The sequence below is a fragment of the Endozoicomonas sp. PH6C genome (genome assembly GCF_059322965.1).
Genome location: NZ_CP185342.1, coordinates 6,119,014 through 6,141,829 on the forward strand (window position 1 = coordinate 6,119,014; position 22,816 = coordinate 6,141,829).

17 protein-coding genes, 1 tRNA gene and 1 pseudogene are annotated in these 22,816 nt (G+C 47.4%); 5 read left to right on the plus strand and 14 right to left on the minus strand.

Annotated features, from left to right (window positions below; genetic code table 11):
• Positions 1-42: 42 nt before the first annotated feature.
• Entirely contained in the window at positions 43-1,626 is a 1,584-nt protein-coding gene (locus ACOMG9_RS21250; protein ID WP_448218373.1) for an NTP/NDP exchange transporter, read from the minus strand.
• Between the two features lie 348 nt (positions 1,627-1,974).
• On the opposite strand from ACOMG9_RS21250, the gene ACOMG9_RS21255 reads away from it, so the two are divergent.
• A complete protein-coding gene (locus tag ACOMG9_RS21255) occupies positions 1,975-4,968 on the plus strand; it encodes a hypothetical protein (RefSeq protein WP_448218374.1) in 2,994 nt (997 codons plus the stop codon).
• Positions 4,969-5,167: 199 nt separating this feature from the next.
• Here ACOMG9_RS21255 and ACOMG9_RS21260 read toward each other — a convergent pair.
• The 6 genes and pseudogenes from ACOMG9_RS21260 to ACOMG9_RS21285 all read right to left on the minus strand — a co-directional run bounded on the left by ACOMG9_RS21260 (position 5,168) and on the right by ACOMG9_RS21285 (position 8,873).
• Positions 5,168-6,334 (minus strand): annotated as a pseudogene (locus ACOMG9_RS21260) (IS3 family transposase).
• A 200-nt stretch (positions 6,335-6,534) separates the two neighbouring features.
• Positions 6,535-6,828 (minus strand): type II toxin-antitoxin system RelE/ParE family toxin, encoded by a 294-nt coding sequence (locus tag ACOMG9_RS21265; protein WP_448218375.1) that lies wholly within the window; start codon positions 6,826-6,828, stop codon positions 6,535-6,537.
• A complete protein-coding gene (locus ACOMG9_RS21270; RefSeq protein ID WP_422138992.1) occupies positions 6,815-7,066 on the minus strand; it encodes a ribbon-helix-helix domain-containing protein in 252 nt (83 codons plus the stop codon). The genes ACOMG9_RS21265 and ACOMG9_RS21270 overlap by 14 nt, the downstream gene beginning before the upstream one ends.
• 119 nt (positions 7,067-7,185) lie before the next feature.
• Complete coding sequence (locus ACOMG9_RS21275) at positions 7,186-7,743, minus strand: phage tail tube protein (protein WP_494529373.1); 558 nt, start codon at positions 7,741-7,743, stop codon at positions 7,186-7,188.
• A gap of 245 nt (positions 7,744-7,988) precedes the next feature.
• On the minus strand, positions 7,989-8,264 hold the full coding sequence (locus tag ACOMG9_RS21280; protein ID WP_494529374.1) for a hypothetical protein: 276 nt from the start codon (positions 8,262-8,264) through the stop codon (positions 7,989-7,991).
• A gap of 15 nt (positions 8,265-8,279) precedes the next feature.
• Positions 8,280-8,873 carry a transposase gene (locus ACOMG9_RS21285; protein ID WP_494529375.1) on the minus strand — a complete coding sequence of 198 codons (594 nt, stop codon included), beginning with the start codon at positions 8,871-8,873 and terminating at the stop codon, positions 8,280-8,282.
• A gap of 254 nt (positions 8,874-9,127) precedes the next feature.
• Between ACOMG9_RS21285 and ACOMG9_RS21290 the strand changes: the two genes are divergently transcribed.
• Both ACOMG9_RS21290 and ACOMG9_RS21295 read left to right on the plus strand, forming a co-directional pair.
• Positions 9,128-9,367 carry a type II toxin-antitoxin system Phd/YefM family antitoxin gene (locus ACOMG9_RS21290; protein WP_422138996.1) on the plus strand — a complete coding sequence of 80 codons (240 nt, stop codon included), beginning with the start codon at positions 9,128-9,130 and terminating at the stop codon, positions 9,365-9,367.
• Positions 9,364-9,795 (plus strand): type II toxin-antitoxin system VapC family toxin, encoded by a 432-nt coding sequence (locus ACOMG9_RS21295; protein ID WP_422138997.1) that lies wholly within the window; start codon positions 9,364-9,366, stop codon positions 9,793-9,795. The genes ACOMG9_RS21290 and ACOMG9_RS21295 overlap by 4 nt, the downstream gene beginning before the upstream one ends.
• A gap of 172 nt (positions 9,796-9,967) precedes the next feature.
• Here ACOMG9_RS21295 and ACOMG9_RS21300 read toward each other — a convergent pair whose 3' ends face one another.
• From ACOMG9_RS21300 to ACOMG9_RS21310, 3 genes are all read right to left on the minus strand, one after another.
• A complete protein-coding gene (locus ACOMG9_RS21300; protein WP_448218378.1) occupies positions 9,968-10,306 on the minus strand; it encodes a hypothetical protein in 339 nt (112 codons plus the stop codon).
• 109 nt (positions 10,307-10,415) lie between these two features.
• Positions 10,416-10,739, minus strand: a complete 324-nt coding sequence (locus ACOMG9_RS21305) for a helix-turn-helix domain-containing protein (protein WP_422138999.1) — start codon at positions 10,737-10,739, stop codon at positions 10,416-10,418.
• Positions 10,736-11,062, minus strand: coding sequence for a type II toxin-antitoxin system RelE/ParE family toxin (locus ACOMG9_RS21310; protein WP_494529376.1), 327 nt, complete (start codon positions 11,060-11,062; stop codon positions 10,736-10,738). Before ACOMG9_RS21310 ends, ACOMG9_RS21305 begins: the two co-directional genes overlap by 4 nt.
• Before the next feature lie 225 nt (positions 11,063-11,287).
• On the opposite strand from ACOMG9_RS21310, the gene ACOMG9_RS21315 reads away from it, so the two are divergent.
• Positions 11,288-11,485, plus strand: coding sequence for a hypothetical protein (locus tag ACOMG9_RS21315; protein ID WP_494529377.1), 198 nt, complete (start codon positions 11,288-11,290; stop codon positions 11,483-11,485).
• Positions 11,486-11,488: 3 nt separating this feature from the next.
• Here ACOMG9_RS21315 and ACOMG9_RS21320 read toward each other — a convergent pair.
• The 3 genes from ACOMG9_RS21320 to ACOMG9_RS21330 all read right to left on the minus strand — a co-directional run bounded on the left by ACOMG9_RS21320 (position 11,489) and on the right by ACOMG9_RS21330 (position 19,983).
• A tRNA-Arg gene (locus ACOMG9_RS21320) sits at positions 11,489-11,565 on the minus strand.
• 208 nt (positions 11,566-11,773) lie between these two features.
• A complete protein-coding gene (locus tag ACOMG9_RS21325) occupies positions 11,774-17,725 on the minus strand; it encodes a DEAD/DEAH box helicase (protein WP_494529378.1) in 5,952 nt (1,983 codons plus the stop codon).
• On the minus strand, positions 17,722-19,983 hold the full coding sequence (locus ACOMG9_RS21330) for an Eco57I restriction-modification methylase domain-containing protein (RefSeq protein ID WP_494529379.1): 2,262 nt from the start codon (positions 19,981-19,983) through the stop codon (positions 17,722-17,724). The genes ACOMG9_RS21325 and ACOMG9_RS21330 overlap by 4 nt, the downstream gene beginning before the upstream one ends.
• Before the next feature lie 70 nt (positions 19,984-20,053).
• Between ACOMG9_RS21330 and ACOMG9_RS21335 the strand changes: the two genes are divergently transcribed.
• Complete coding sequence (locus ACOMG9_RS21335; RefSeq protein ID WP_448216038.1) at positions 20,054-21,571, plus strand: IS1182 family transposase; 1,518 nt, start codon at positions 20,054-20,056, stop codon at positions 21,569-21,571.
• A gap of 98 nt (positions 21,572-21,669) precedes the next feature.
• Here ACOMG9_RS21335 and ACOMG9_RS21340 read toward each other — a convergent pair whose 3' ends face one another.
• Positions 21,670-22,755 (minus strand): IS630 family transposase, encoded by a 1,086-nt coding sequence (locus ACOMG9_RS21340; protein WP_448218589.1) that lies wholly within the window; start codon positions 22,753-22,755, stop codon positions 21,670-21,672.
• Positions 22,756-22,816: the final 61 nt, after the last annotated feature.

Consider the following 22,816-nt stretch of genomic DNA (forward strand, 5'->3'; position numbering starts at 1 on the left):
TCGCCAAGATTGGTCAGGTATTAAGGCACTCTGAAAAATGCCTCAGTAATCAGCCGGACCAAGTTTTTTGCCAACAGGTACTTCCGAGCTGTCGGCAGCTTCCTGAGCTTGTGCCCCAGACGACTTTTTCTTTGACCTCGAGAGTTCATTAAATTGGTGCCCTAGTGAGCGGGCTGCGGCAATCCATATAGCAAAAAAGAGCAGAACGATAATAGCTACGTAAGGAGCAATAGCCGCCAGTGAACCCAAATAAATTATTAATATTTGCTGTATGACTGAGCCTGTTGATTTACCGGTCGGATTGCCAATAACATCAACTGCCGCCTTACCTTTCACTTTCTCTTCAGGGTCAAGTGGGATGTAGCTCATTTCCTTGGTGGGATCGAACAAGGAGTACTTGGTCGATTTACTCATGATATTTTGTACACCCCCCAATATGACGGTTAGCATCAATGGAGTGGTGCCCAGCGCCAGAAATAAAATATCGGGTACGATATCCCTGAATAAAACAAAACAAAAAAACAAAGTTCCGGTAATTAATAAAACCACCGGAGTGCAAAGTGCAGCTATTGTCCAGCCAAAGCGACGGATAACATTGTTAGTAAAAAACAGCATCATGGAAATAGTCACAATGCCTGTGCAGGTGGAAAATAATCCCATGAACTGATTGTATTCATGGGGGTTTGGATATTGCATGCGTAGCTGGTTTTTCCAGGTGACTTCAACAATATTGATACAGACACCATATCCAATAACCAAAAGGGCAATACAAAGCAGATATTTTGAATTGATAATATGCATAAAACTTTCTTTCAGGGATAAGGATAATTTTTCCTTATTGGAGCTTGCTATCTCATCAGGTTTATAAAGCCTTGGATCTGTCATCACATACCGGTTGATCCACCAGTAAGTCGCCATAATCAAAATGCCACCAATAGTAAGGACACCCGTCATTAAATTCAGGGAGTAACCCCAGGGGTCAACACCTTCAGCAAGGTTTTCACGAGTCTGTGAAGCAAAGTAGACAAACAGTCCTGCCGTTGGTAATGCCAAATTACCCATCATGCCGAAAAGCGCATAAAATCGTTTGGATTCTGAGACTCGGGTAATATGATTGGCAAAGCCCCAGAACATCAGAGAGAGGCAGACACTTCCCCAAAGCTCAGACATGACGTAGAAAAGAGAAAACGTCCAGTTACGCATAACAGCGATCAATCCCATAAATCCAGGCGGCAAAATACTCTGCAAGTAATCTGCAAACTCTGTTGGATGAAGCATATCCCGAGCGGGATAAAGAACCAGAGAAAAAAAACAGAAAAACAACAGAAAGCTGGATATAACTAAATAAAATAAAGTTCTCCTCTCAAATATATTACTCAGCTTTGCGTATGTAACTGTGAATATTATTGCAAAAGGTACATTCACCCATAATTTTAAAAAAGGTATTATCTCCGCTCCTGAACCAGCACCAGTAACTACCAGAGTGTCTTTCGTGTCTCGCAATATGGTGTAGTTAAAGAGTATCAGGTAGAACATCAGGATCATCGGAAGTAGCTTTTTAAGCTCATAAACGTAGACGGGCCAAAGCCTCGCTCTCCATTTACTGAATTCAGTATTATCTGACATTTTATCGCCTTGTGACTGGTGAATTCTGAGACAAACTCACTTTATCTAGACGAAAAGGTTAAATACGACAACTTTTTTCTAACTATAGTTATTGCAAAAGTGCCGTAAACCCTCGCTCAATTGAGGTTTTCGCAAAAGTTCGAAAACTCATTAATATGATCTCTGTGGGAACGCATTTTTTATTCCTTTCAGTGAAGGTATGGGCTTCCCCGATGGAACCCACAGGGCTTGAGAGCATGGGAACCAGAACTTACGCAACACTTTCGAGAGGGTAGGGGGGCAGTCACGTTACTATGAATATCAACAGCCAATGGTTAAAACTGGTTTTTTCAACCTATCAGGTGACTAATGAACAAAATCACGGTGAACTTGATCATCACGTTCGTGCTGTTTGGTCAATCTGCTTTAGGCACAGAGAAGCAGGATGATGACGATCATCAATTTTACATAACAGATCATTTAAAGACAGGTGTCGCCTGGGGGCTGATCCCCCTTGGTTCAGAGGTAGCGATCACTTCTCTTGATAAGTATCTGGATTCTAAAGGCTATAACTTTCTCTATAAGCTACTAAAGATTCACAGCAATAATGTACAAAGAGCTATGAGCCAACACCTCACTGATAATATCAGTGCCCGCCTCGAAAGTATCAGCTATAAAGCTTTATCGGACAGTCATATAACTAAAAAGACAGACGAACTGCAATCTGATTTGCTCTACCGCTCATTATCAACATTTTCAATATTGAGCCTTCATGCGCAAAAGGCCAGAAAAACCTATTTCCGGCTACTCGACATTATTGATACAGTGTCTTCTTCTGCGAGCCTGGCTATGTCCAGAGGCGATGAAGATCGCGCTGCAGCATTGATGGCATTTAGTGCTCTATCTATGGTTTACCTTCATCCGGAGGCGACAGCCCTTGATGTTTTCGACAGTGTTTACGCCAGCTTCAGCCGGGCCATTGACTGGCGTCAGCATCCTGGCTTCAGATCTCGAGTAACGCACTACCTGAAGGTTATGGATCCACTGATGGAACATTCGGCCACTATGGGTCTCAGGTATTGCGATATGCTGAATCAGTGGAAAGTTGGGAGTATTGATTGCCTTCAATATGAAAACGATGCGATAGATGAGTTAAAAGTGCTTGCCTCTCATTCTAACCTTGAGGAAACAGGGCTTATTAAGTCATTGCTAAAAAGTGTTTCGAAAGATCAAATCAGAACAAGTATTTTTATTTTAGGGGTTTCTGTACCCGGAACTTTCCTTTATTTCGCTGATAAAAAACATATCGCTATTCAGGTGATAACTAAACATTTTTCCAAAATAGTCGGGCTGTCAACCACAAAAGAAAATATGGAACGCTTTGCTTCCCAATCAAGGCGCTCCCTTGAAAACTGGGGTGCTATTAATACTGGGTCATCGGTCAACAGAACATCCGGTATCGCTGAATATACCAACCAGTATTTCAGTACTCTGCAAAAAAAAGCGGGGATGATTCTGGCTGAGCAGCCCAATTTCGCCCGATCAAATAGTCAAAGGGCGATGGAGTTACTGATTATTCACTTTGCGGATGCCTACAGAAACCCCTCTGAAAAAGCCGCTGTTTTAGCCGGTGCCCTGGTCCAGAATTATCGGGAGATCGTTGAAGTAAACGCCCAAGACACACTTATGAGAAGCCTTTTGATAGCTTACCAGCCCATTAAATCGGTATCAGAGGTTAACAAGATCTATAAACAGGTTATAACTCTCGACCCTGCATGTTCTGATTGTGAAGGGTACAAGGAACTCAGCGAAAGCTGGGCAAAGATTTCTTTGGATGGCGCAAAACCTGTTACATCCCATTCAGTGGCAACCAACAACCAGACTGACATTTGCCCTGCAGAAGGGTGTCTACCCGAGGGATTGACTGAACCCGAAGAAGAATCTCCATTTTATTACCAATATTTGCCCAGCAGAGAGACCGTGACTACCGCAACAATACATGGTGCCGCTCTCGGGTACTCAATGATAATGGGGCTAATCAAACCTTTAACCATTGATAAAGTTGATCCAAAGAAAACCGGGCAAAAACATTTCTGGCGACTGGTTAGTTATTATTTCCTGTTCTCAATGATAGAGTTCGGACTTCGTTCAGTGGGTGAACCTGCCATTGTGCATCTGCAAACTGTCGTTAAAAACGGGATAGGCAGCACAACCGGCATTCTTGACCCGGAAGATCAGGAGATTCAGAGCGAGCTTGCTGCCAAGGTGAATGTTGTACACCGGAAACTCAGTATTGAAGCCCAAACCAGTCGCTCCTATAAAATGACGATGGAAGCCATGCTGGTAAAATGCTGGTTACTGGCGAACACACTCTTGACGGATCAGGAGAAAAATTACACTGACTCAGCCAGAGTTGTCGCATACTCTGCTTACGCTCTCAGATATTATCATCCGGAATTTAAAACCAGCAGTAAGGTCATCTCTGCCCTGGCCAACGCACGATTGGGCAATGCTCTGAACATGTTACAACAAAAAAATCTGATGCCCCTTTATGCAAGACAGGTTTTACTCCATCTTGCCGAGCTGGATTCAAACTATGGTGACAAAGCCATTAAGGATAGTTATCTGGATATATTAAATAACTGGGGTATTAAATGTGATCAGGAAGATACAGAATATGCTCAGGATGTCCTGGATTCCTGGGCAGTTTATGGTGAATATATGCTTGGTATAGCAGGCTTTGTAGTGCAGGCGTCCATTAAAGCTTATTTCCACAGCATGGATCTGGTTTCGCGGTCTATAGCTAACTTTTTGGCCAATGTTTTTGAATTCGGAACAACAGATCCTCTCAGAAAAAGAATTTATGCCCATTCCCGCAAGGCCATGTTGAATGTTGCGGCATCCCATAGCGAGGATGAGCAAATGGCAGCAGATTCTGCCAATGAAGAGTTAACGCAGTCTTATCGACGTCAAAAATTCTACTTTGGAAAACCAGAGCTGGATGCCCGCACCCAGCTCGTACAAATTATTACATCTGTCATTCATTGTTTTTCAGAAGCCCGTTTTTTAATGGCTGACAAAGAAACAGACAAAGCGGCTGACCTGATCGCTTCAGCACTGGTTAGAATCGTTTTATACGCTCCGGATTTATCTGGAAATGATATCCATCTGAAAAATGCATTTATAACTCTGACAGCTTCCTATCGTGATGACTTGAATGCTTTGAGCGACAATATTCTCAACAAAGTCAGTGAGCAATTAAAGAGTAAAGCTCCCGTGGAAAGCGATATCTATTCTGACGGAATGATTAAGGTAAAAATGATGCAACAGGCCTGGTCAGAACCTGTGGAAGGTGAAAGTTGACAGCGTAGGTCTTTGGATTATTTTCAAACAGGCAAGGAGCCGTAAAAATCACTCCATGATCGAGATAGGGCGTAGCTTCACAGCTACGCTCACCGGGTAGAAGGAGCTACCAATTGTAGCTCCAACCCCCTCAGATCCCGGCGTGCGGATTTCCCACACCGGGCTCTTCTGTAGTGGTCAAATAAAAACGGACACCTGATTAAGCTGCTTTTTTCAATTTTTGCTTCTCGAAGTCTACTGGACTCATATAGTCCAGATAGGAATGCAATCTGTTATTGTTGTAGAACAAAATGTAATCAATAACATGTGCCTCTACTTCTGCCCGAGTATCATAAATATAATGATCCGTTCTTTCCCTTTTCAGGCTGCCAAAGAACCGCTCCATCACAGAGTATCCCAGCAATTACCCTTGCGACTCATACTACAGACCATCCCATACTCCCTGAGTTGATTCTGATACTCCAGAGACGCGTACTGGCTGCCACGATCTGAATGGTGCATCACACCATCTCCAGGCTTTCTGCCCCAGTAAGCCATTCTCAAAGCTTCCAGGGGCAGCTCTGTCGTCATACGGTTACTCATCGACCAACCGACGACTTTCCGCGAAAACAGATCAACGACAGCCGCCAGATAAACCCAGCCTTCACGAGTCCAGAGGTAGCTGATATCAGCTACGTATACTCTGTCGGGTGCTGAAACTGAAAACTCACGATTCAAAAGGTTTGCCGCCACTGGCAGTTTGTGTTTGCTGTTGGTTGTCACCTTGAATTTTTTGACCACCCGAACCCGCAGGCCAAGCCGTTGCATCAGGGTTTTGGCCTGATAACGCCCTATGCTGTAACCTTTTGAACGCAGGGCTTTCGCCATTCGACGACTTCCATAAGAGTCACCTGATTGAGCAAAAATCTCTCGGGCATCTGCCTCCAGGCGAAACATCTCCGGGTCAATCTGTTGATTTTTTGCCTGTTGTTTATTCCATTCGTAGAAGCTGCTGCGACTAACTTTTAGTGCTTTGCATAGCGTTACGACAGGATAGGCCTTCCTCTCCCGCCGTATGAAGGCGTATCTTACAGCTGGTCTTTCGCAAAGAAGGCCATGGCTTTTTTTAAGATTTCCTGTTCCATTTTCAGCTGTTTGTTTTCAGCTTCAAGCTCTTTGATTCTCTGCTGTTCAGTCGTCAGGGCCTGATGGCCTTTGCCGGGGAAAGCCAGCTCTTTCTTCTCTTCACTGAGTCGAACCCAACGACGGAGGTTAGTCGCACAAATTCCTAGACTTCTGGCGACTGCTGTAGGCACTGAGCTTGTTCAGTAACCAGTTTTAAAGCTTTGAGTTTGAATTCCTGAGAATAATGTTTTCGCGTTGCCATTATGAACCTCGTTACTGGTTGCACTATTGTGCTTAACGAGGTGTCCGGTGTCATTAGACCACTTCATTGAGGACCAGCCGAAGGGCGAATTCCTTAATGGATGACATGGTTCTCTCCATGGAATAAAACTAAAACAGTTGAGGAGCGACATCAGTGTCGTGAAAAGGTGGTGGGTGTGGATCTGCAGACTGATAGCCGTCTTACGCCTGAAATGTTTCAGAGATATCCTGTCTCCCCATAATCCGAACAATCAGGACATAATCTTCCTGAATTTGGTAATAAATGGAGTGAGAACCGTACACACTCATACGGTATCCCTTGCGGATATGCTCCACTGCCGGGTAGTGAAGTGGAAAATTCGCTAATTCTGTCAAACGGGCCTGCAAGCTATCGTGGTAATGAATTGCCTGATCCAGACCAAAGTTATCAATGCCAAACTCAAGGATACGTCCTATATCCAAAGCAGCTTCATTTGATAGCTTATAACTCGCCATTTTTACGTTTTCGCTCCAGTACCTGGGTCACTATGTCTTCAGGAGTTAATTCGCTGATACCACTGTTTTCTCCTTTGATCAGTGCTTCACGAATCGCTTCAAGTTCACTTTTTCTGGATCGGGCTTGTCTGATCAGGTCATTAATGACATCGCTTTTACTACTGTATTCTTTGCTGTCAACCTGAGCCTTGAGCCACTCATCGTTGGGCTCGGTAAACGTGATGCTCTGTCTGGGCATGAGACTCTCTCCTTGGTTCATATATGCACCATATTAGCACCAAAAAAGAAAAGTGCACCTCGTTTATCACACAGATTTTGTATTGCCCATCAAAAAGGAACACGTGGAAATTTTAGCGACTAGCCCGCCAGATCCAGTTGCATGAAAGAACTCAGCCCATTCCCTGAAATCGACGTATCCGCCAGCACATCGACTTGTAGGGGAATGCTGGCGAAGTCATCCGAGATAAAGCCCAGATTCTGTACCGGAGAGAACTTCACTCGATGTACTCTGATATTGAAGGGCAACCCCTCCTGAGCATCATTCAACCCTTTCATAAACAAGGTAAAGTCTCGCCCGGACTCTACGAGGGCTTGTACCGTATTAGCCTTAAGTGGGGTGTAACTGACCTTGATGCCCTGGTCATCAATACCACCACCTTCAATAACCTGAATGCCAGATTTCATCAGTTGGTGGTCGTCACCTTCTACCAATACGGTATCCGGGCTGTCTTTTACCGTAATGGTCTGATCCAAATCAGGTAAATGCTCAAAAGGAATCAATTCACCCGCCACACCAAAGGTTTCTTGCGCTTCATCAGTCACCGGCGTGATAGAAGCCTCAATAACACTGCCTCGAAGTGCCAGGGAGATATTACCAGCGGTAAAAAAAAAAATAGGACATCCATATAAAAACAAAAAAAATCAAAAAAATAGGACATCCATATAAAAAAATAGGACATCCATATAAAATAAACCGTAATAAACACCGCCCAAAAGCCGCGAGCCCAACAGTCCATCAAGCTCTGACAGCCACTCAAATGAGGATATTAATTGTTTATCAAAACAAACAACAAGCGAATCACTCAAAAAGAGGAAAAGTCAGAAATAGCAGAGCTCCCCAGATGACAGGAGCAACAAATAACAACGGAAAAGTCGGGCAATCAGCTTACGCCATGAAATAAACGACTACAGGTAAACAACCCCTGTACCCATTGCCGCCCCATTTCCCGAGCAAAAGTCTTCATGGCTTCCAGCCTGCCCACTGCGCGATAGAAGCGGTTATTCCATCTCATGGTTTTGAGCCATTCATTTGAATCAATTTCCAGTTGGCTCAGAATGGGTGGGATATCTGAAGGGATTGAACCTTTCTTATCAGATCGGACTGCACGCCCACTCCAGTCAACCAGCTCAAGATAATCGTGAAGTATATAAGGCAACGCCTTAGCCGGATTTTACCCCTGTGATCGAAAAGGCATAAGGGGGACTGGCTGCTTTCGGGTATCAGAACCTGCCAAATTTTCAATTCGTTCCTGAATCGACGTGTAGTCTGATCCTTCTGGAGTTTCCGACATTTCGGCACGGAGCGGATTCAGGTCAACATAGGCCATGCAGGTTAACAATGCTGCCTCATCCAACAACACCTGACTTTTAAACCGTCCTTCCCAGAAGCGACCTTTGCAGTCATCTTCCTGGTTAGCCTCACGGGCAAGATATTCGTTTAGGCAACGCATGAACCAGCTGATATTCGTTAAACGATTTCGATATTCTTCAGCAAATTCGTCCACACGAGTCAGTTCCGAATGACTCAGCTGGTCAGCAGCAAGATACCTCTGAACCAGAAGCGGCCCTGTGAAAAGCCTTGTCCATCGACTCAAAATTTCATCTCTTGCCCACTCTCTGGCAGGTTTCTCATTGATATGCAAAACCACATGGTAGTGATTAGACATAACAGCATAGGCACAGACTTCTATAGAAAAGATTGAAACCAGTTCTCTGAGCTTATCTACAATCCACTGCCGACGGTGCCCGTAGTTCTTGCCCGTCAAATAATCCTCTCCACACAAATACGCTCTGCGCACGCATCGAGCTGTACAGTGATAATAAGGCGTGGAACCTGGGTCGATCAAAGAACTTCGTGCACAGGAATAACCTCTCCTGCCGGAACTAAATATCAGCGACAGGGAAAAACTGGGCAAGCTGGCTTATTTGTCAAATATAAGGGTGTTCTTTTTTCTTTATTGCATAACATTAATAGACTAGTATACTGGTCTATATAAACCAAAAAAAAGAGGCTACTCAAATGCTTGAAGAAATTGGCTCTTATGATGCCAAAACCAAACTCCCAGAAATTCTTCGCCGTGTTGAGGCTGGAGAAGCTTTTACTATAACAAACCGTGGCAAACCGATTGCTGACCTCATCCCCAGTCGAGCAAAAAGTCGTTTGAAGGCTCAAGCAGCCATCAATAATCTACTAAAGATGAAGAAGCCAACAATATCTGATGTAGATTTGAAAGCTCTTCGTGAAGAAGGTCGCAGATGAAGACAGACTTCGTGTTAGACAATTCTGTAACAATGCGCTGGCTATTGAAAACAGAAGATACTTCTGATCAGCAGTATGCCGAAGATGTTATGGCAGCACTGGCTTCGGTTGATGCAATTGTCCCAAATCTCTGGCATCTGGAAGTGTGTAATGTAGTGTCTCGGTCAGAGCGCAGAGGTGATATAGACATTGCCCTGTCTGAAGGTTTTCTTGCTCAACTGGAAAATCTGCCTATTTTCGCCGATCCATTAACGTCTAATCAGGCGTTTAGTCGAACACTGGGGCTTGCCAGAAATTACAATCTCAGTAGTTATGATGCAGCCTATTTAGAATTGGCTATTCGTGAAGGACTGCCACTTGCTACTCTGGATGATGCACTAGCGAAAGCTGCAAAAAAAGCAAATGTGAAGCTATATCTCGAAGGTTAAGGCTGATTATGTTCCGCAACAACCCAAAAGCCGCGAGCCCAGCAGTCCATTAAGCCCTGACAGCCTCTCAAATGAGGATATTAATCGTTTACCATAACAAACAACAAGCGAATCACTTAAAAAGGGGAAAAATCAGAAATAGCAGAGTTCCCCAGATGACAGGAGCAACAAACTAACAACGGAAAAGTCGGACAATCAGCTTACGCCATGAAAATAAACGACTACAGGTAAACAACCCCTGTACCCATTGCTGCCCCATTTCCCGAGCAAAAGTTTTCATGACTTCTAGCCAGCCCACTGCCCGATAGAAGCGGTTATTCCATCTCATGGTTTTGAGCCATTCATTTGAATCAATTTCCAGTCGGCTCAGAATGGGTGGGATATCTGATCGGATTGAACTTTTCTTATCGGATCGGACTGCAAGCCCACTCCAGTCAACCAGCTCAAGATAATCGTAAAGTATATGAGGCAACGCCTTAGCCGGATTTTGCCCCTGTGATCGAAAAGACATACAGCATAGACGCAGACTTCTATAGAAAATGAAGCCCTTTCCCCTTGCTCTGGTCTGAGCAGAAGAAGGCTTTGGGGGTATCGGAAGATTGACTCACTCCCTCCCTGCCTCAAGCGACTTTGAGTGTCACTGAAAGACCCAGTTTTTGTAGCATGTCCACCAATGCATCAATGGTGAACTTGCTGGCCTTCCCTGTCATCACATCAGAGACTCTGGGTCTGCTCACATTCAACAACCGTGCAGCTTCTTCCTGCTTCAGCTGGCGATCTCTGATGGCCTTTGTAATTTCTACCATCAGTTGAATCTTGAGATCCGCCTTAATTTTACCCTCAGCTTCCTCTTTCAGTTTCTTTGCTTCTTCAGGGGAAAAGCCCAGGTCGGCAAAAACGTTGCCACCTGTTGGTGTCGTATGTCCGATGTTCTTAATACTCATCCGTCCTTCCTCCTTTTGCTCCGTTCTGCCAGAACCTGCTTGTAACGGCGAGCTGCTACTTGCTTGTCGTGCTTACTGGTTTGTTGGGTTTTCTTTTGAAAACTGTGAAGCACGTATACAGCTTCCTCAAACTTGGCCAAATACATCACTCGAAAAGCACCACCTTCTTCCGAGATGATAATTTCCCTGACACCCGCTCCCACTGTCTTGAAATCCTTCCAGTGTTCAGGGTCAAGATCATGCTGTACCCGGCTTAATTGATAACCCGCTTCTCGCTTGGCCATACCCAGGAATTCAAGCGGGTCTTCCAGGGAGCTACCCATCCAGAAAATCTGCTTTTCGTTATCCAACAGCTTAGCACTCTGTATAAAATATTGTACACTTTAGAACAAATACAGTTCCTCTGTGGAGAAAAAAAGCAGTAAAAAATAATCAAAAAGTTCGCCGACAACACCCCGCCCACACCGCTATAAAAGTGCAAACCCAACACCCGTCCCAGAAACTAAAAAACACCTTCAAATCACTGATTATAAAGAGGAAATCAAGTAATGTACTTCAAAGTAGCCGAAGTACGTTATTTAGAGAGGAGAGAGAAAAAACGGCCCAAAAATGGCCAAAAATCGGCTTTTTCAGGAATTTTCCAAGTACGCAGTTATAAGACAGGGGATGATTATCAAACAAACAGAGAGCCAGAAAAACCCACTCCCCAAAACGACAAAAAGCCCTATAAAAATAGGGCTTTCTGAAGATGGCGCGCTCGGTAGGATTCGAACCTACGACCGCCTGGTTCGTAGCCAGGTACTCTATCCAGCTGAGCTACGAGCGCGTAATACTAAATTGTTCACTGGCGGTGGGTGGGGAACCGGTGGCGGAATTTTTTGATAAGAGTCAAACTAAAACCAACATTTAGTTATACTGCACCACTCTATCGAACCATTTTTATTCCCAAATAAAGAAATAACGGGTCAATACAACAGTTTTTGACCCGCTACTTGATTCATCTGAAGTTCGTGATCCCACACCAGTTAGCGAAATCAATCCACAACACAAACAAACTCCGCAATAGCCAATACATCCCCTTCAGACTCAGGCTCCAGAATTATCGGTTGATAGTCATGGTTAAGCGGCTTCAAAGTAATCCGGGTGTGCTGCCAGCTATCTTCTTCCCTAGCAACCTTTTCGCTGGAATAAACTTTTACCGTATATTCACCACCGGTTTCTTCGTCAGCAACGCCTGCATGCCAGATCAGTAATTTACGCCCCTGTCTTGACCCCCCTGGCACCGACCGAAACAGACAAAAACTATCCGCTGGTATCTCCGGTTCCATTGAGTAGCCTACCACTTGTGCCACAAACATACCTTTTGCTAAAGGCAGATCCTCAATACTGACCCAATGTTCTGCGTGATCGGCCAACCCCTCTATCCCGGCCTGCTCATCACTCCAGCTACCCGCCGCAGCCTTAAGGGCGACCATAGGCACACAATTAACATAAGGTTCAAAATTTTCATCCGAAGGCGTTACCAGTTTCAGTACCTGTGCGGGACTGGCGGTATCGTCAGCTTCGGTCGGTTGTGCCGCAGTGGCAGCCGCTGTGTCAAACCAGCTATCATCCGCTTCCAGCTCTTTTGCCTTTTTCCTGTTAACAACCGCTCTGGCAATACGACGCATATGCGCACGCATCATCGTTTTATCAAACAGCTCCTGATACTGAATCTCAATCACTTCATAATCTGTATTCCGTAATTCATCCCTTATCTGCCGGTCTTTTGCCGCCGTCTGAGCATTACCATGCAAGTGTTTACTCATACCATCCAGATAAATACAAACCCCTTCGTAAATATCGTTGGGTTCATGGAAGTAAGCATCCGGCCTGGTCACCACATTGCCCAACAGCTGGATTGGGCGTTCGGTCTCAAACTGGGACAAACCTGCAGCATTCAGTAAGGCAACCAGTTGTTGCTCTGGCGAATTACCCGGCTTTTTAGTTCCATCATCTGCAGGCAAAACTGGGGGCACATCATGGTCGTAGCGAATTGAGTCGCCCCAATCAAGAAAATACTCAAGGGCAGTATGCCGATTCAACTTATCGTGATAAAACGAATTCCGGAAGTGTTGCAAACAGTCAATACACGAAGTGTCACAAGCTGACGGGCACTCGTCCACCAGCGCATGGGCCGCTGCAATAATCTCAGGCCAGTGGTTCAGAATCTGCTCCAGCAAACCAGAGCCACCGGGCATTGGGTCGTAAAGAAGTGCATCCACTTCCTCTACCCCTGGTTTTCCCAGCACCTGCACCTGCAAATCAGATATTTCCATATCCAGAACCTCCGCTGCCCCCTGCCGCAATGATTCCGTAATGCTGTAAGCCACTTCCTGTGAATGGCAGTCTGGTATTACCAACGCATCAGCCACAACCTCTGCATAAAAACTGATGTTCTGAATCGGTCGACCACACCGCTCGGTGTGGAACTCATTAAATTTTTCCAGTTCAGTGGGTGTGCTCATCGCAGACCGGCTGGCACCACAAACCAGACAGATCGGATACCCCAGCAAACCGCCGTTCTTCACCTGCCCCGAAGCACCAACATTGACCAGCCTCAGATGCATACCATGCCGAAGTTGCACTGGAGACTTGCCCCACTCGTAATTTTTACCGCCGGAGTGCCGTCCCTGATTCTGGCCAAACACGGCGACCGGCATTTGAAAACGGTAATCTTCATCGTCAGAAATATACGAATGGTGCGGGGCGTCCACATCACATACCGCAATGCCGAGAATTGACGTCGCTCCCATAGAACTGCTCTGGGCCGGGGAGCTGTTATTTGCCTGACCGGTTTCCTGAATCGACTCCGCCGCCACATCCACAGAAAAAACCAGGGGTTCTTCAGGGATAAGATGAAAAGTTCTTGGGACAAATTTATGGCCATTGGCATAAATCAGATTACCCGGTACGTACTCGCGGACGGCCAGCGCCGTATTACGGCGAATTTCCCAATCGGAAATATTGGAACCGTAGCGGGGAGCCACATGGGTCAGTGTCACCGCTCCAGTATCCAGGCCATAGCCGGGTAAAAAACCTTCTGCGGCCAAAACGCCGTAGGTATTGGTTTCATCAACCCCTTCCGCCTGCTGCCGAAAGCGCTGGGCTTCACCTTTCAGTTTTTTTACCAGCCGCTCACAACGGCCCCGCAAGGCTTCTTCATCGGAATCCAAAGCCCCTTTGTTTTCCGCTACGTGCCGCAAACGAGCCAATTGCCCAAGAGCCCACTGAAGACGTTGAAACAGACGGTTAATCACTGCCTGTAATTCATCCGCACACTGATCAATGGTTGCTGCAAGGCAATCAGGTGCTACTACCTCTTTATCCGCCTCGGGCCACCCCTGACTGAATGCTGACTGGACAGCATTCAATAACTCCACCCTGTATCGTTTAATCTGGTCTGCCAGCAGTTTGACCACCATCGGCTCGTCCCTGACAAAACCCTCGGCAGTAAACAGATAAGGCTTAATCTGTCCGGGCAAACAGCTATCCAGCGCCACCTTCAGCTGCTCATGTTCGTTGGGCAGCAGGTTTTGTTCTCGCAACATCTTCAGCAACGTGGTCAGCACCGTCGCATGCACATGCTTGGCCACCATCACTGAATTACGGAGGTTGAAACTGGGTGACTCAACCAGACCGTCCAGCATTTTTAACGGTTCATTAAAGTAGGCCCGATCATGACTGGTAGCCCGTGCATAAGTCAGATCCAAAGCCATCCGGAACTGTCTCCCCGCTCGCCCGGCTCTCTGCGAGTAATTAGCGGGTAAGGGGGGAACATTACGCATGAGTACCGCATCCAGGGCACCAATATTGACCCCCATTTCCAGTGTGGGAGTGCAGACTAGCGTGTTGATACGTTCACTATCCCCTTTGAACGCATTCTCAATACGCTCTCTTTCAGGCCCCGGAATCTGTGCCGAATGTTCCCGCGCTCGCAGCATCGCAAATTCCTGATCCAGCAGCAGCAGGTCATAGTTATCAGGATTTTCATCCTCATGCACCAACTTGCCTCTACAACGCCAAGCCATGCAGGCATCAGCAGGGTTAGAGCGACCATGTAAACGACGACAGGTCTGGCAGCGATACATGCCCTGCCCCGGCACCAGCACCAGGTGATCAACATCCACCTGCATACTGCCGTGGCAACCTGGGAGATTTTTACCCCGTGCCCCCTTCAGCTGAACCGGAACCAGAAGATCCAGCTCTTGCGTACAAAGGTTCCAGACATCCCGGAGAAAAGCTTCGGTATCGTCCGGAGATACGCCCCAATTGGCCGCCGCCTGTTTGGCAACGCTGCCATGACGACTAAACCACTGCCGGATACGACGCTCATCATGTTGACCGTCCCGCTCAAATACCAGCCCTGCCGGAACATCCCGCATCATCGGGATAAAACCACGCTGTACTTCCAGCTCCCCTTCCAGCCAGAATTTCGACCACACTTTGGTAATTGAATCAAACACCATCCGACGTGACCGGGCGGCGTCCAGTAAGGAGGCAATGCCATCGGCCAGTTGTTCCGCCTTGCAATCCAACCGGTTAGCCCATTTCAGAATCATGGGCAGCTCCGGGTCCAGACCCTGGTAGAGCACTTTTAAACGACCCAACGGCTCAAGACCGACACTTTGCCGTGCACCCAGGGTAATCTCCCGAATAATCTGAACCCTTAAAAACCACTTCCGTTCCTGGCCATGGGCCTGTCCCGCCTTTGACTTGGGCTCAACACGCCAGACTTCAGGAATCAACGCCCGGGACAGTTCATCATCTGCGTCAAGATACTGATCCATCCACAAGGTCAGGTCACTGATGGAGATATCGCCTTCCCGCAGTTTTTTATAGATCAGTTCTCTCAGGCGATAGCGCCGGGAGCGGTCCTGCATCCAGCCAGCCTGAAATGCAGCATCCTGTCGATTATCCGCAAACACCAGCAACCGCCGACGTTCGGCCCGGTGGATCATGCTTTGTGCCAGTACATGGACATCTGCCACAGCCGTTGCCCTGACCGGTCTTGCTGGTTCACGATATTTGCCACTGGATCGCCGCCCATGGGCACCACAGGAAACACAGCGAGCCAGGTGACCGATAGACTCCTCTTTCTGCTGAACAAAATAGAGGGATTTAAACGCTTTGTTCCGGCCACAACCTACGCATTCGCTTAACTCCTGATCGTGGGCAGTACCACAGTAACGGCAGACCAGCAGCGCCTGCGTCCGGGCCGGTTCATCCTCATCTCGCCCTACCTGATGATCCAGCGACAACGCCCGCACGCCGGTCAGGTTAATGTCTGCCCCACGCCAAGCCCGGCCTTTGCCTTCGGCAGAACCGCCGCCGGGCACATCGCCGGTAAAGTTAAAATCCTCCAGGCCATGCTCAAAATAGTGCTGGCCACAGGTGGTGCAGCTGGAGATAGGGAACGTCTTAAGATCCGGGTTCTCTCTCAAGGCATCTTCTGCCGACAGGCTCAACCGGGCGGACAAGCTATCGCTATCGGGAAACGTGACCACAGCCCCACCAATACCACGGACAAAGCCATGCACCACAGGCCGCAACAAGGGCCGGTCACCACTTCGGGCGGCAGCACCCAGAGCAAGCCAGATTAATACCTCTTCTTCGGTAATTGTTCGTCCCAGCGTATCGCTCAAAGATTCCAACAATCCCTGAACTGCCTTTGGCTTGCGCAAGGCTTCTGCGATCTGATAAACCACCTCGTTATGACTAAGCCAGTGATTCAGGGTTTCCCGCCAGTTGTTGCCGGTCATATGGATGCCGCTGGTGCTTTGATACCACAGCCGAAACACCTGAAGATCTGATTCATTCACATCGGGTCGATGCAGCTGGCTAAGCAGGGCCAAAACATTTTGCAACTGCAGTGACTGGTTTCCGGTAAAGGGGGCGCTGATGGTACGGGGCTCCCCCCAGGTATCTTCTTCATAGGCTTCCCCGATTAACTTTACTTTCTCACCATCCACCCCAAAAAAACGGCTGGCAAAATCACGACCCGCCTCCGCACCTTTTCGAGGATCGGCAATGGTGGCCGAGGTGGCAATACAGACTGTACTCTGTTCATCCTTGCCGCAATAAGCACGCAGGCGACGAATCAAGCAGGCGGTTTCCGCACCACCGGCACCGGTAAAGGTATGGGCCTCGTCAAACACCATAAAATCAAGGCGGGCATTATCGAACAATTCCAAGTCCTGCTGCCGGGTCAGCAGCAGTTCCAGCTGTTTGACGTTGGTGAGCAATATCCTGGGCTGTTGGCCCGGTGAGCGCATGGCTTCCCGGCTCACCCGTTCCTCTGCCGGGTGCAGGGCGACGTCCATTTTTTGCCGACGCATTTCCTCCAGTTTGTTGTGATAATCGACCACGGTGCTCCCGGCTGGCAGACGCACACCACTGATGTCCGATTCCTTTTTGGGCGTTTTGCCCACATACATACCAAAGCTAATCCCGGTACCCACCAGCAGTTCCCGCATTCGCTGGAGCTGGTCTTCGGCCAGGGCGTTCATGGGGTAAACAATCACCGCCGTTACACCCGCCTCTGCGTTCTCATCCCGCAACTGCAGACAGCGGCTAATAATGGGGAACAAAAAGGCCTCAGTCTTTCCAGAGCCGGTACCCGTAGCAACCAGTGTCGTTTTTCCGTTATGAATAGCGCAAAACGCCTCTTCCTGGTGTTTATAGGCTGACGGGTAAGGCGACAGCTGTTTTATATGGGGATGCAATACCCCGTCATCCACCAGCTGATCCAGCGTCACCCCTTTCAGGAACGTCCGGGACAATGAAATATAAGGCCCCTGCAACAAGGGTGTGCCTCGGGTCTGCTCCAGATTGAGCAGTTCACGCATCTGCTGATACAACGAGTCGTCGGCAAAGGCGTAAGTGCTTAGCTGATAACGGAGAAAGTCACTGACCACCGTTTCGGTGTAGGTAATCGGGTTCATCATGGAAACAGCACTTCTTGCATATTCTGTTTGGGTTTCTGACGACTTTGGTCGTTAGTATCTGTCCCGGTAGCATCTGGCAACGGTACAATCTGGCGAATCAGTGCCGCATGGGCTTCGCACTCCTGCCAGCTGCGTTCCACATCTTCGTTGAGCTGCCAGTCGTAGAAGCGGGGGCCAAGACGTTCTGCCACAGGCTGGTGTTCTTTAGCCTTGGCATCATGGCCCAGGCCATAATCGGCAAGGCGAAGGGTTTCAGGGATCAGCCAGCCCTCGCCGTTATTTTGGGAAAGGAAAGCATCAAGGCCTTTTTCCTGTAGATCGTGGAAGGCGATTAGGGACAGGACCGTGTGGCGGAGTTCAGGGTCCTTATCTTTATCGATACGCCAAAAGCCACGAGACTCTAGCGTTTTACAAAAGGCTTCACTTCTCAAGTTTTTCGGTGTGTGGTCAACATCCTCTAAAATTTCGACTGCATCATTTATATCCAATCCGTAAAAGCTAAAAGCCATTGCTTCAAGGATGACCTTTAATCTTGTACGTTCATAATCAGTAACAGCCCACACCTTCCTCCATGAAATATCTTTTTGAAGAAAAGCATTAAAGCTGTTCCAAATATTTGCATCAGCTATATCAGGGAATGTCAGTTTGATGAATGGCCCGATAAACTTGGCCAAGTTGCTTTTAAAAGATGCTGATGCAGTACACTCTTCCGCAACAAACAAATTTATATGCGTGCCACCCAGTCGTTTCCTGACAACCCAGTCAAAACAAATTGTTGAAAATGCATATGCAAGCGAAACCATTTTTTCTTCTGTAGAAGAGAATACTCCCAGCGTATTACCGCAAGGAAAGCCGTTAATCAGACTACCTATAGCAGAGCGTTTGTCTGTATTTCTGGCTATATCTCTAAAACCAAGTTTCAATCCAGGGCTATACCGATCCTTTTTCTTTTCACAATCCACGAGGGACACAAGAAACTGAGGGTTGATTTCTTTTGAACCAAAGCTCATAGGATTCCATGTGGCTTGAGTACTGCCGGTAGCAACAAAGCCTGATGCGTTATTATCATAAATATTTACCATTCCGCCCTGATAAAGCGGCAACGCAACATCCTCAATCTGTTCAACCGCCAAGGCCTGCGTACCATCCCGAGACAACACCAGCCCCGATTCCCGATCCAGAATATCCTCCGGCCCGCTGTAATCCTGCCAGTTACCTTTCAGCCAGTGACCGTATTCATCCGGCTGATAGCCCTTATCCTCCCATTTGGGACGAGGCGGGAAGAGTTTGGAGTCGTTGGTCATATGAAACTCAGTGGCATATTTTATACCCCAACCCTGCTCACTTTTATCCCCCAGCAGCACACCATTGGCGTAGATTTTCTGCAGCACCCGCAAATCCTGCTCACTGCGAATTTCCAGAATGGCTTTTGAATAAGGCGAGAACTCCAGCACCCGTTCCCGGGGGTAGGCCAGAGCATGGCGTTCGGCCTGTTCCCAGTCATCTATATTGCGATGCATAAAGGCCGCCCGAATGGCTCCGGTTTCTCCCCCTTTCCGGATAACCAGCGGGCAGAATTTGAAAGAGCGATGAATATCAAAAATCCTTTCCCGGTTTTCAAAACCAAATATCCACTGCCAGTCACAGTACTCCAGAAACAGTTCCCGCAATGCCGTGGTGCCCTTATCGGTGTAGATACCACTGGGCACAATCATTCCCAGGCGACCTGCCCTACACAGCAACGCATGGCTCAGCTCCAGAAATAGCTTGTACGTGTTCAGGTCTGCCGATCCTTGGTGCAAAAAAGGGTGGGCGGTATCGGCAAAACCTTTATGTCTCGCACGCTCTTTCTGCCATTTTTTATGCAACGCTTGTGACGCCTTAAAGCTGTCTCGGGAACCCCCACCCAGGTTCAGTTCATGTTTTTTTTTGCCTTTTTTATCTTCATTCACCTTATCGCCAAAGGGCTGGCCCACGTATTTGGCCCAGTTAGACATACCCTTGAGCCCTGCGTTATAGGCAATCCAGTCATGCTCCAGCTGTGACCGGTTGCGGAAATATTCCAGCTGTTTGGCCAGTGCTTCCTGTTTGCCATAAGCCCGGTAAAGCGGATCATGGTTGGAGAAAAACTCCTTGGAATTGGGCTTTTGAATCTCCCAGGGCGGGTTACCCAACACCGCATCAAAGCCGTCCTGTTTAGCGGTAAAGACATCGGGAAATTCCAGTTCCCAGTGAAAGAAGCGTTTTTCCCGGGCCACCGCCGAGGAGCCTGACCGAGAATAGGCTTATCTGTTATGATAAGCCTTAAACCAACTCCGATGATGCCAGATGTCACCACCACCAAAATTCAAGGACAGCCCTGTTGAGTTTGACCAGCATCTGCTGTTCCCAACCAACATTTTCGACCTGCTTCCCAAAGACCATGATTGTTTCGTTTATGAAAGCATTTTTCAGAACATCGATACGTCTGAGGTTGAAAAAAAATATCACCACCTTGGTCAGCACGCTTACCCTCCAAAGCTCATTGTCGCTATTCTGATCTACGCCTATAGCCATGGTGTTTTCAGCTCCCGTCAGATTGAGCGACGGTGTCGACAAGATCTGGCGTTCATGTATATCTCACAAATGAACTGCCCAAATTTCAGGGTTCTGGGAGATTTTCGTAAGGAAAATCTGTCGTTTTTTCATGACTGCTTCAAACAGTCCGTCAAACTGGCCATGGAGCTCAAAATGGCATCACTGGGCCATATCAGCCTGGATGGCTCCAAGTTCAAAGCCAACAGCTCAAAGCACAAGGCCATGACCTACGGAAGGCTCAAGGCTAAAGAGGCAGAACTCAGTGCAGAAGTGGATGAGCTGATCAAAAAAGCCAGTCAGTGCGACCAGGAAGAAGACGACGCCTACAAAGCAAGCAACGGCTACAGCATTCCTGAAGACCTCCAGTTTAAAGAGGAGCGTCTGAAAAAAATCAAAGCGGCCAAAGAAGCCCTTGAAGAACGCGAAAAAGCCCTGAACCCTGATGAGCCTATTGACGACAAAAGGCAGATAAGCTTTGCAGACCATGATGCCCGGATCATGAGCAAGAAAAGTTACTGTGAGTACAGCTACAATGCTCAAATCACCGTAGATGCTGATAATCAGATCATCGTCGGCCAGCACATCAGCCAGCAAGCCAATGATGTTCAGGAGGCAGAGCCTGCTTTGGAAGCACTGTCTGAGACAACCGATGGTGCTGTTGTGGATAAGGTGAGCATGGATAATGGTTATTTCTCAGGGCCAAACCTGCATGTGCTGGATAAGCATGAAATAGATGGCTACATAGCCACCGACAGAAAAGAGAAGCCAGCAGATACCCAGCTTAAGGACTCTGAGCGTAAGTTTGTCAAAGCAGATTTTGACTACGATGCAGAAATGGATGTGTTTATCTGTCCGGCTGGGGAGAAGCTGATAACTAACCCAGACAGCAAGGCCAAGAGGCAGAGTTACCGGGCGAACAAGGACGCATGCAGGAAGTGTGTTTACCGTTCACAATGCAGTGGCTCAAAAAAGGATGCTGGCAGGGTCATCCGCACAGACAAGTTTGAGCCCGCGCGGCAACGTATGAACAAGAAAATGGAGACAGCCAGTGCGAAAGCAATCTATGAGCGTCGTAAGGTCATTGCAGAGCCACCGTTTGGTCATATAAAAAACTCAGGGTTCAGGAGTTTTAGCCTTCGTGGTAAAGAGAAGGTAGAAGCAGAGTTCTCACTGGTATGCACGGCACACAATTTCAAAAAATTTGTGAAGGCCGCTTCAACGGGATCAATCCGTCTTGAGAATTTAAAAGGGGTTAAAAAAGCGGCATAAAGGCTGTGAAAAGGCCTAAATTTGCAAAAATGAGCAAAATTACACCAAAAATTGGATGTTTTTTGCTCATCCTGAAATTTTAGAGAGCCTCTGGGGATCTAGTGTAGTGCGTCGTTCTTTTTGCAACTTAACCGGCGATTAGCCCGAACGACTTTTTCTAAGATATCATTTGCCTTAGCAGTCCAGATAAACGGCTTTGGATTTTGATTATGCTTTTCAATATATTCATCAATCGCACTGACTAGCTGTGGCACACTGACAAACACACCACGGCGTAAACGCTGACTCGTGAGATCCCGAAAAAATCTCTCAACCATGTTTAACCATGATGCTGACGTTGGCGTAAAGTGCATATGAAAACGAGGATGTTTTTCCAGCCATTCTCGCACCTTCGGGTGTTTGTGAGTCGCATAGTTGTCGCAAATCAGGTGCAGCTCTTTGTCTTTTGCCGTTTCCCTATTTATCTGTTTAAGAAACTTCAACCATTCCACATGGGTATGACGCTGCTGGCACTGACCGATGACAGCACCATCAAGTACATTCAGTGCTGCAAAGAGAGTGGTTGTACCATGTCGTTTATAATCATGAGTCATTGTTGCGGCACGCCCTTTCTTCAACGGTAAGCCAGGCTGTGTTCGATCGAGTGCCTGAACCTGACTTTTTTCATCACAGCACAGCACCAACGCATGTTCAGGAGGAGACAGATAGAGTCCGACAATATCTTCAAGCTTCTCCACAAATTTCGGGTCTCGGGACACCTTGAATGTCTTTTCCAGGTGAGGCTTGAGGCCATATGCATGCCATATCCGGCGAACACTTCTCTCACTGATACCGCTAACAGCAGCCATAGTTCGGGTGCTCCAGTGAGTGGCATTTTCCGGAAGGGTGTTTGTGGTCAGACTCACAATCTCAGCAGCATCAATCTTCTTTTTACGGCCACTGCGAGCTCGATCCTGTTCAATCCCGGAGAAGCCTTCCTGAGCATATCGGTCACGCCAGCGGCTGACCTGATGACGACCGATCTTCAGTATTTGCGCAATCTCAAGATTGCTTTTTCCTTCTGCAGAGAGAAGAACAATCTGGGCACGGCGGGCCAAGCGAAGAGGGCAAGTATTTGATGAAGTAATCTTTCTGAGTCGTATTTCTTCAGAAGCATCAAGTATTATCTCTGTGGCAACTCGCATAGTAAAAACAGGCAGTGGTTGGAATAACATCCATAGTAGACCGTTAGGAGTCTTTATGTAC

Excerpts from the sequence above, each read along its gene's own strand:
- ACOMG9_RS21315 (WP_494529377.1), top strand. The coding sequence starts at position 11,288 with ATGTACTTCAAAGTAGCCGAAGTACGTTATTTAGAGAGGAGAGAGAAA.
- ACOMG9_RS21310 (WP_494529376.1), bottom strand. The coding sequence starts at position 11,062 with ATGGGTAGCTCCCTGGAAGACCCGCTTGAATTCCTGGGTATGGCCAAG.
- ACOMG9_RS21325 (WP_494529378.1), bottom strand. The coding sequence starts at position 17,725 with ATGATGAACCCGATTACCTACACCGAAACGGTGGTCAGTGACTTTCTC.
- ACOMG9_RS21335 (WP_448216038.1), top strand. The coding sequence starts at position 20,054 with ATGTCACCACCACCAAAATTCAAGGACAGCCCTGTTGAGTTTGACCAG.
- ACOMG9_RS21265 (WP_448218375.1), bottom strand. The coding sequence starts at position 6,828 with ATGGCGAGTTATAAGCTATCAAATGAAGCTGCTTTGGATATAGGACGT.
- ACOMG9_RS21255 (WP_448218374.1), top strand. The coding sequence starts at position 1,975 with ATGAACAAAATCACGGTGAACTTGATCATCACGTTCGTGCTGTTTGGT.
- ACOMG9_RS21295 (WP_422138997.1), top strand. The coding sequence starts at position 9,364 with ATGAAGACAGACTTCGTGTTAGACAATTCTGTAACAATGCGCTGGCTA.
- ACOMG9_RS21305 (WP_422138999.1), bottom strand. The coding sequence starts at position 10,739 with ATGAGTATTAAGAACATCGGACATACGACACCAACAGGTGGCAACGTT.
- ACOMG9_RS21250 (WP_448218373.1), bottom strand. The coding sequence starts at position 1,626 with ATGTCAGATAATACTGAATTCAGTAAATGGAGAGCGAGGCTTTGGCCC.
- ACOMG9_RS21300 (WP_448218378.1), bottom strand. The coding sequence starts at position 10,306 with ATGTCTTTTCGATCACAGGGGCAAAATCCGGCTAAGGCGTTGCCTCAT.
- ACOMG9_RS21290 (WP_422138996.1), top strand. The coding sequence starts at position 9,128 with ATGCTTGAAGAAATTGGCTCTTATGATGCCAAAACCAAACTCCCAGAA.
- ACOMG9_RS21270 (WP_422138992.1), bottom strand. The coding sequence starts at position 7,066 with ATGCCCAGACAGAGCATCACGTTTACCGAGCCCAACGATGAGTGGCTC.
- ACOMG9_RS21340 (WP_448218589.1), bottom strand. The coding sequence starts at position 22,755 with ATGCGAGTTGCCACAGAGATAATACTTGATGCTTCTGAAGAAATACGA.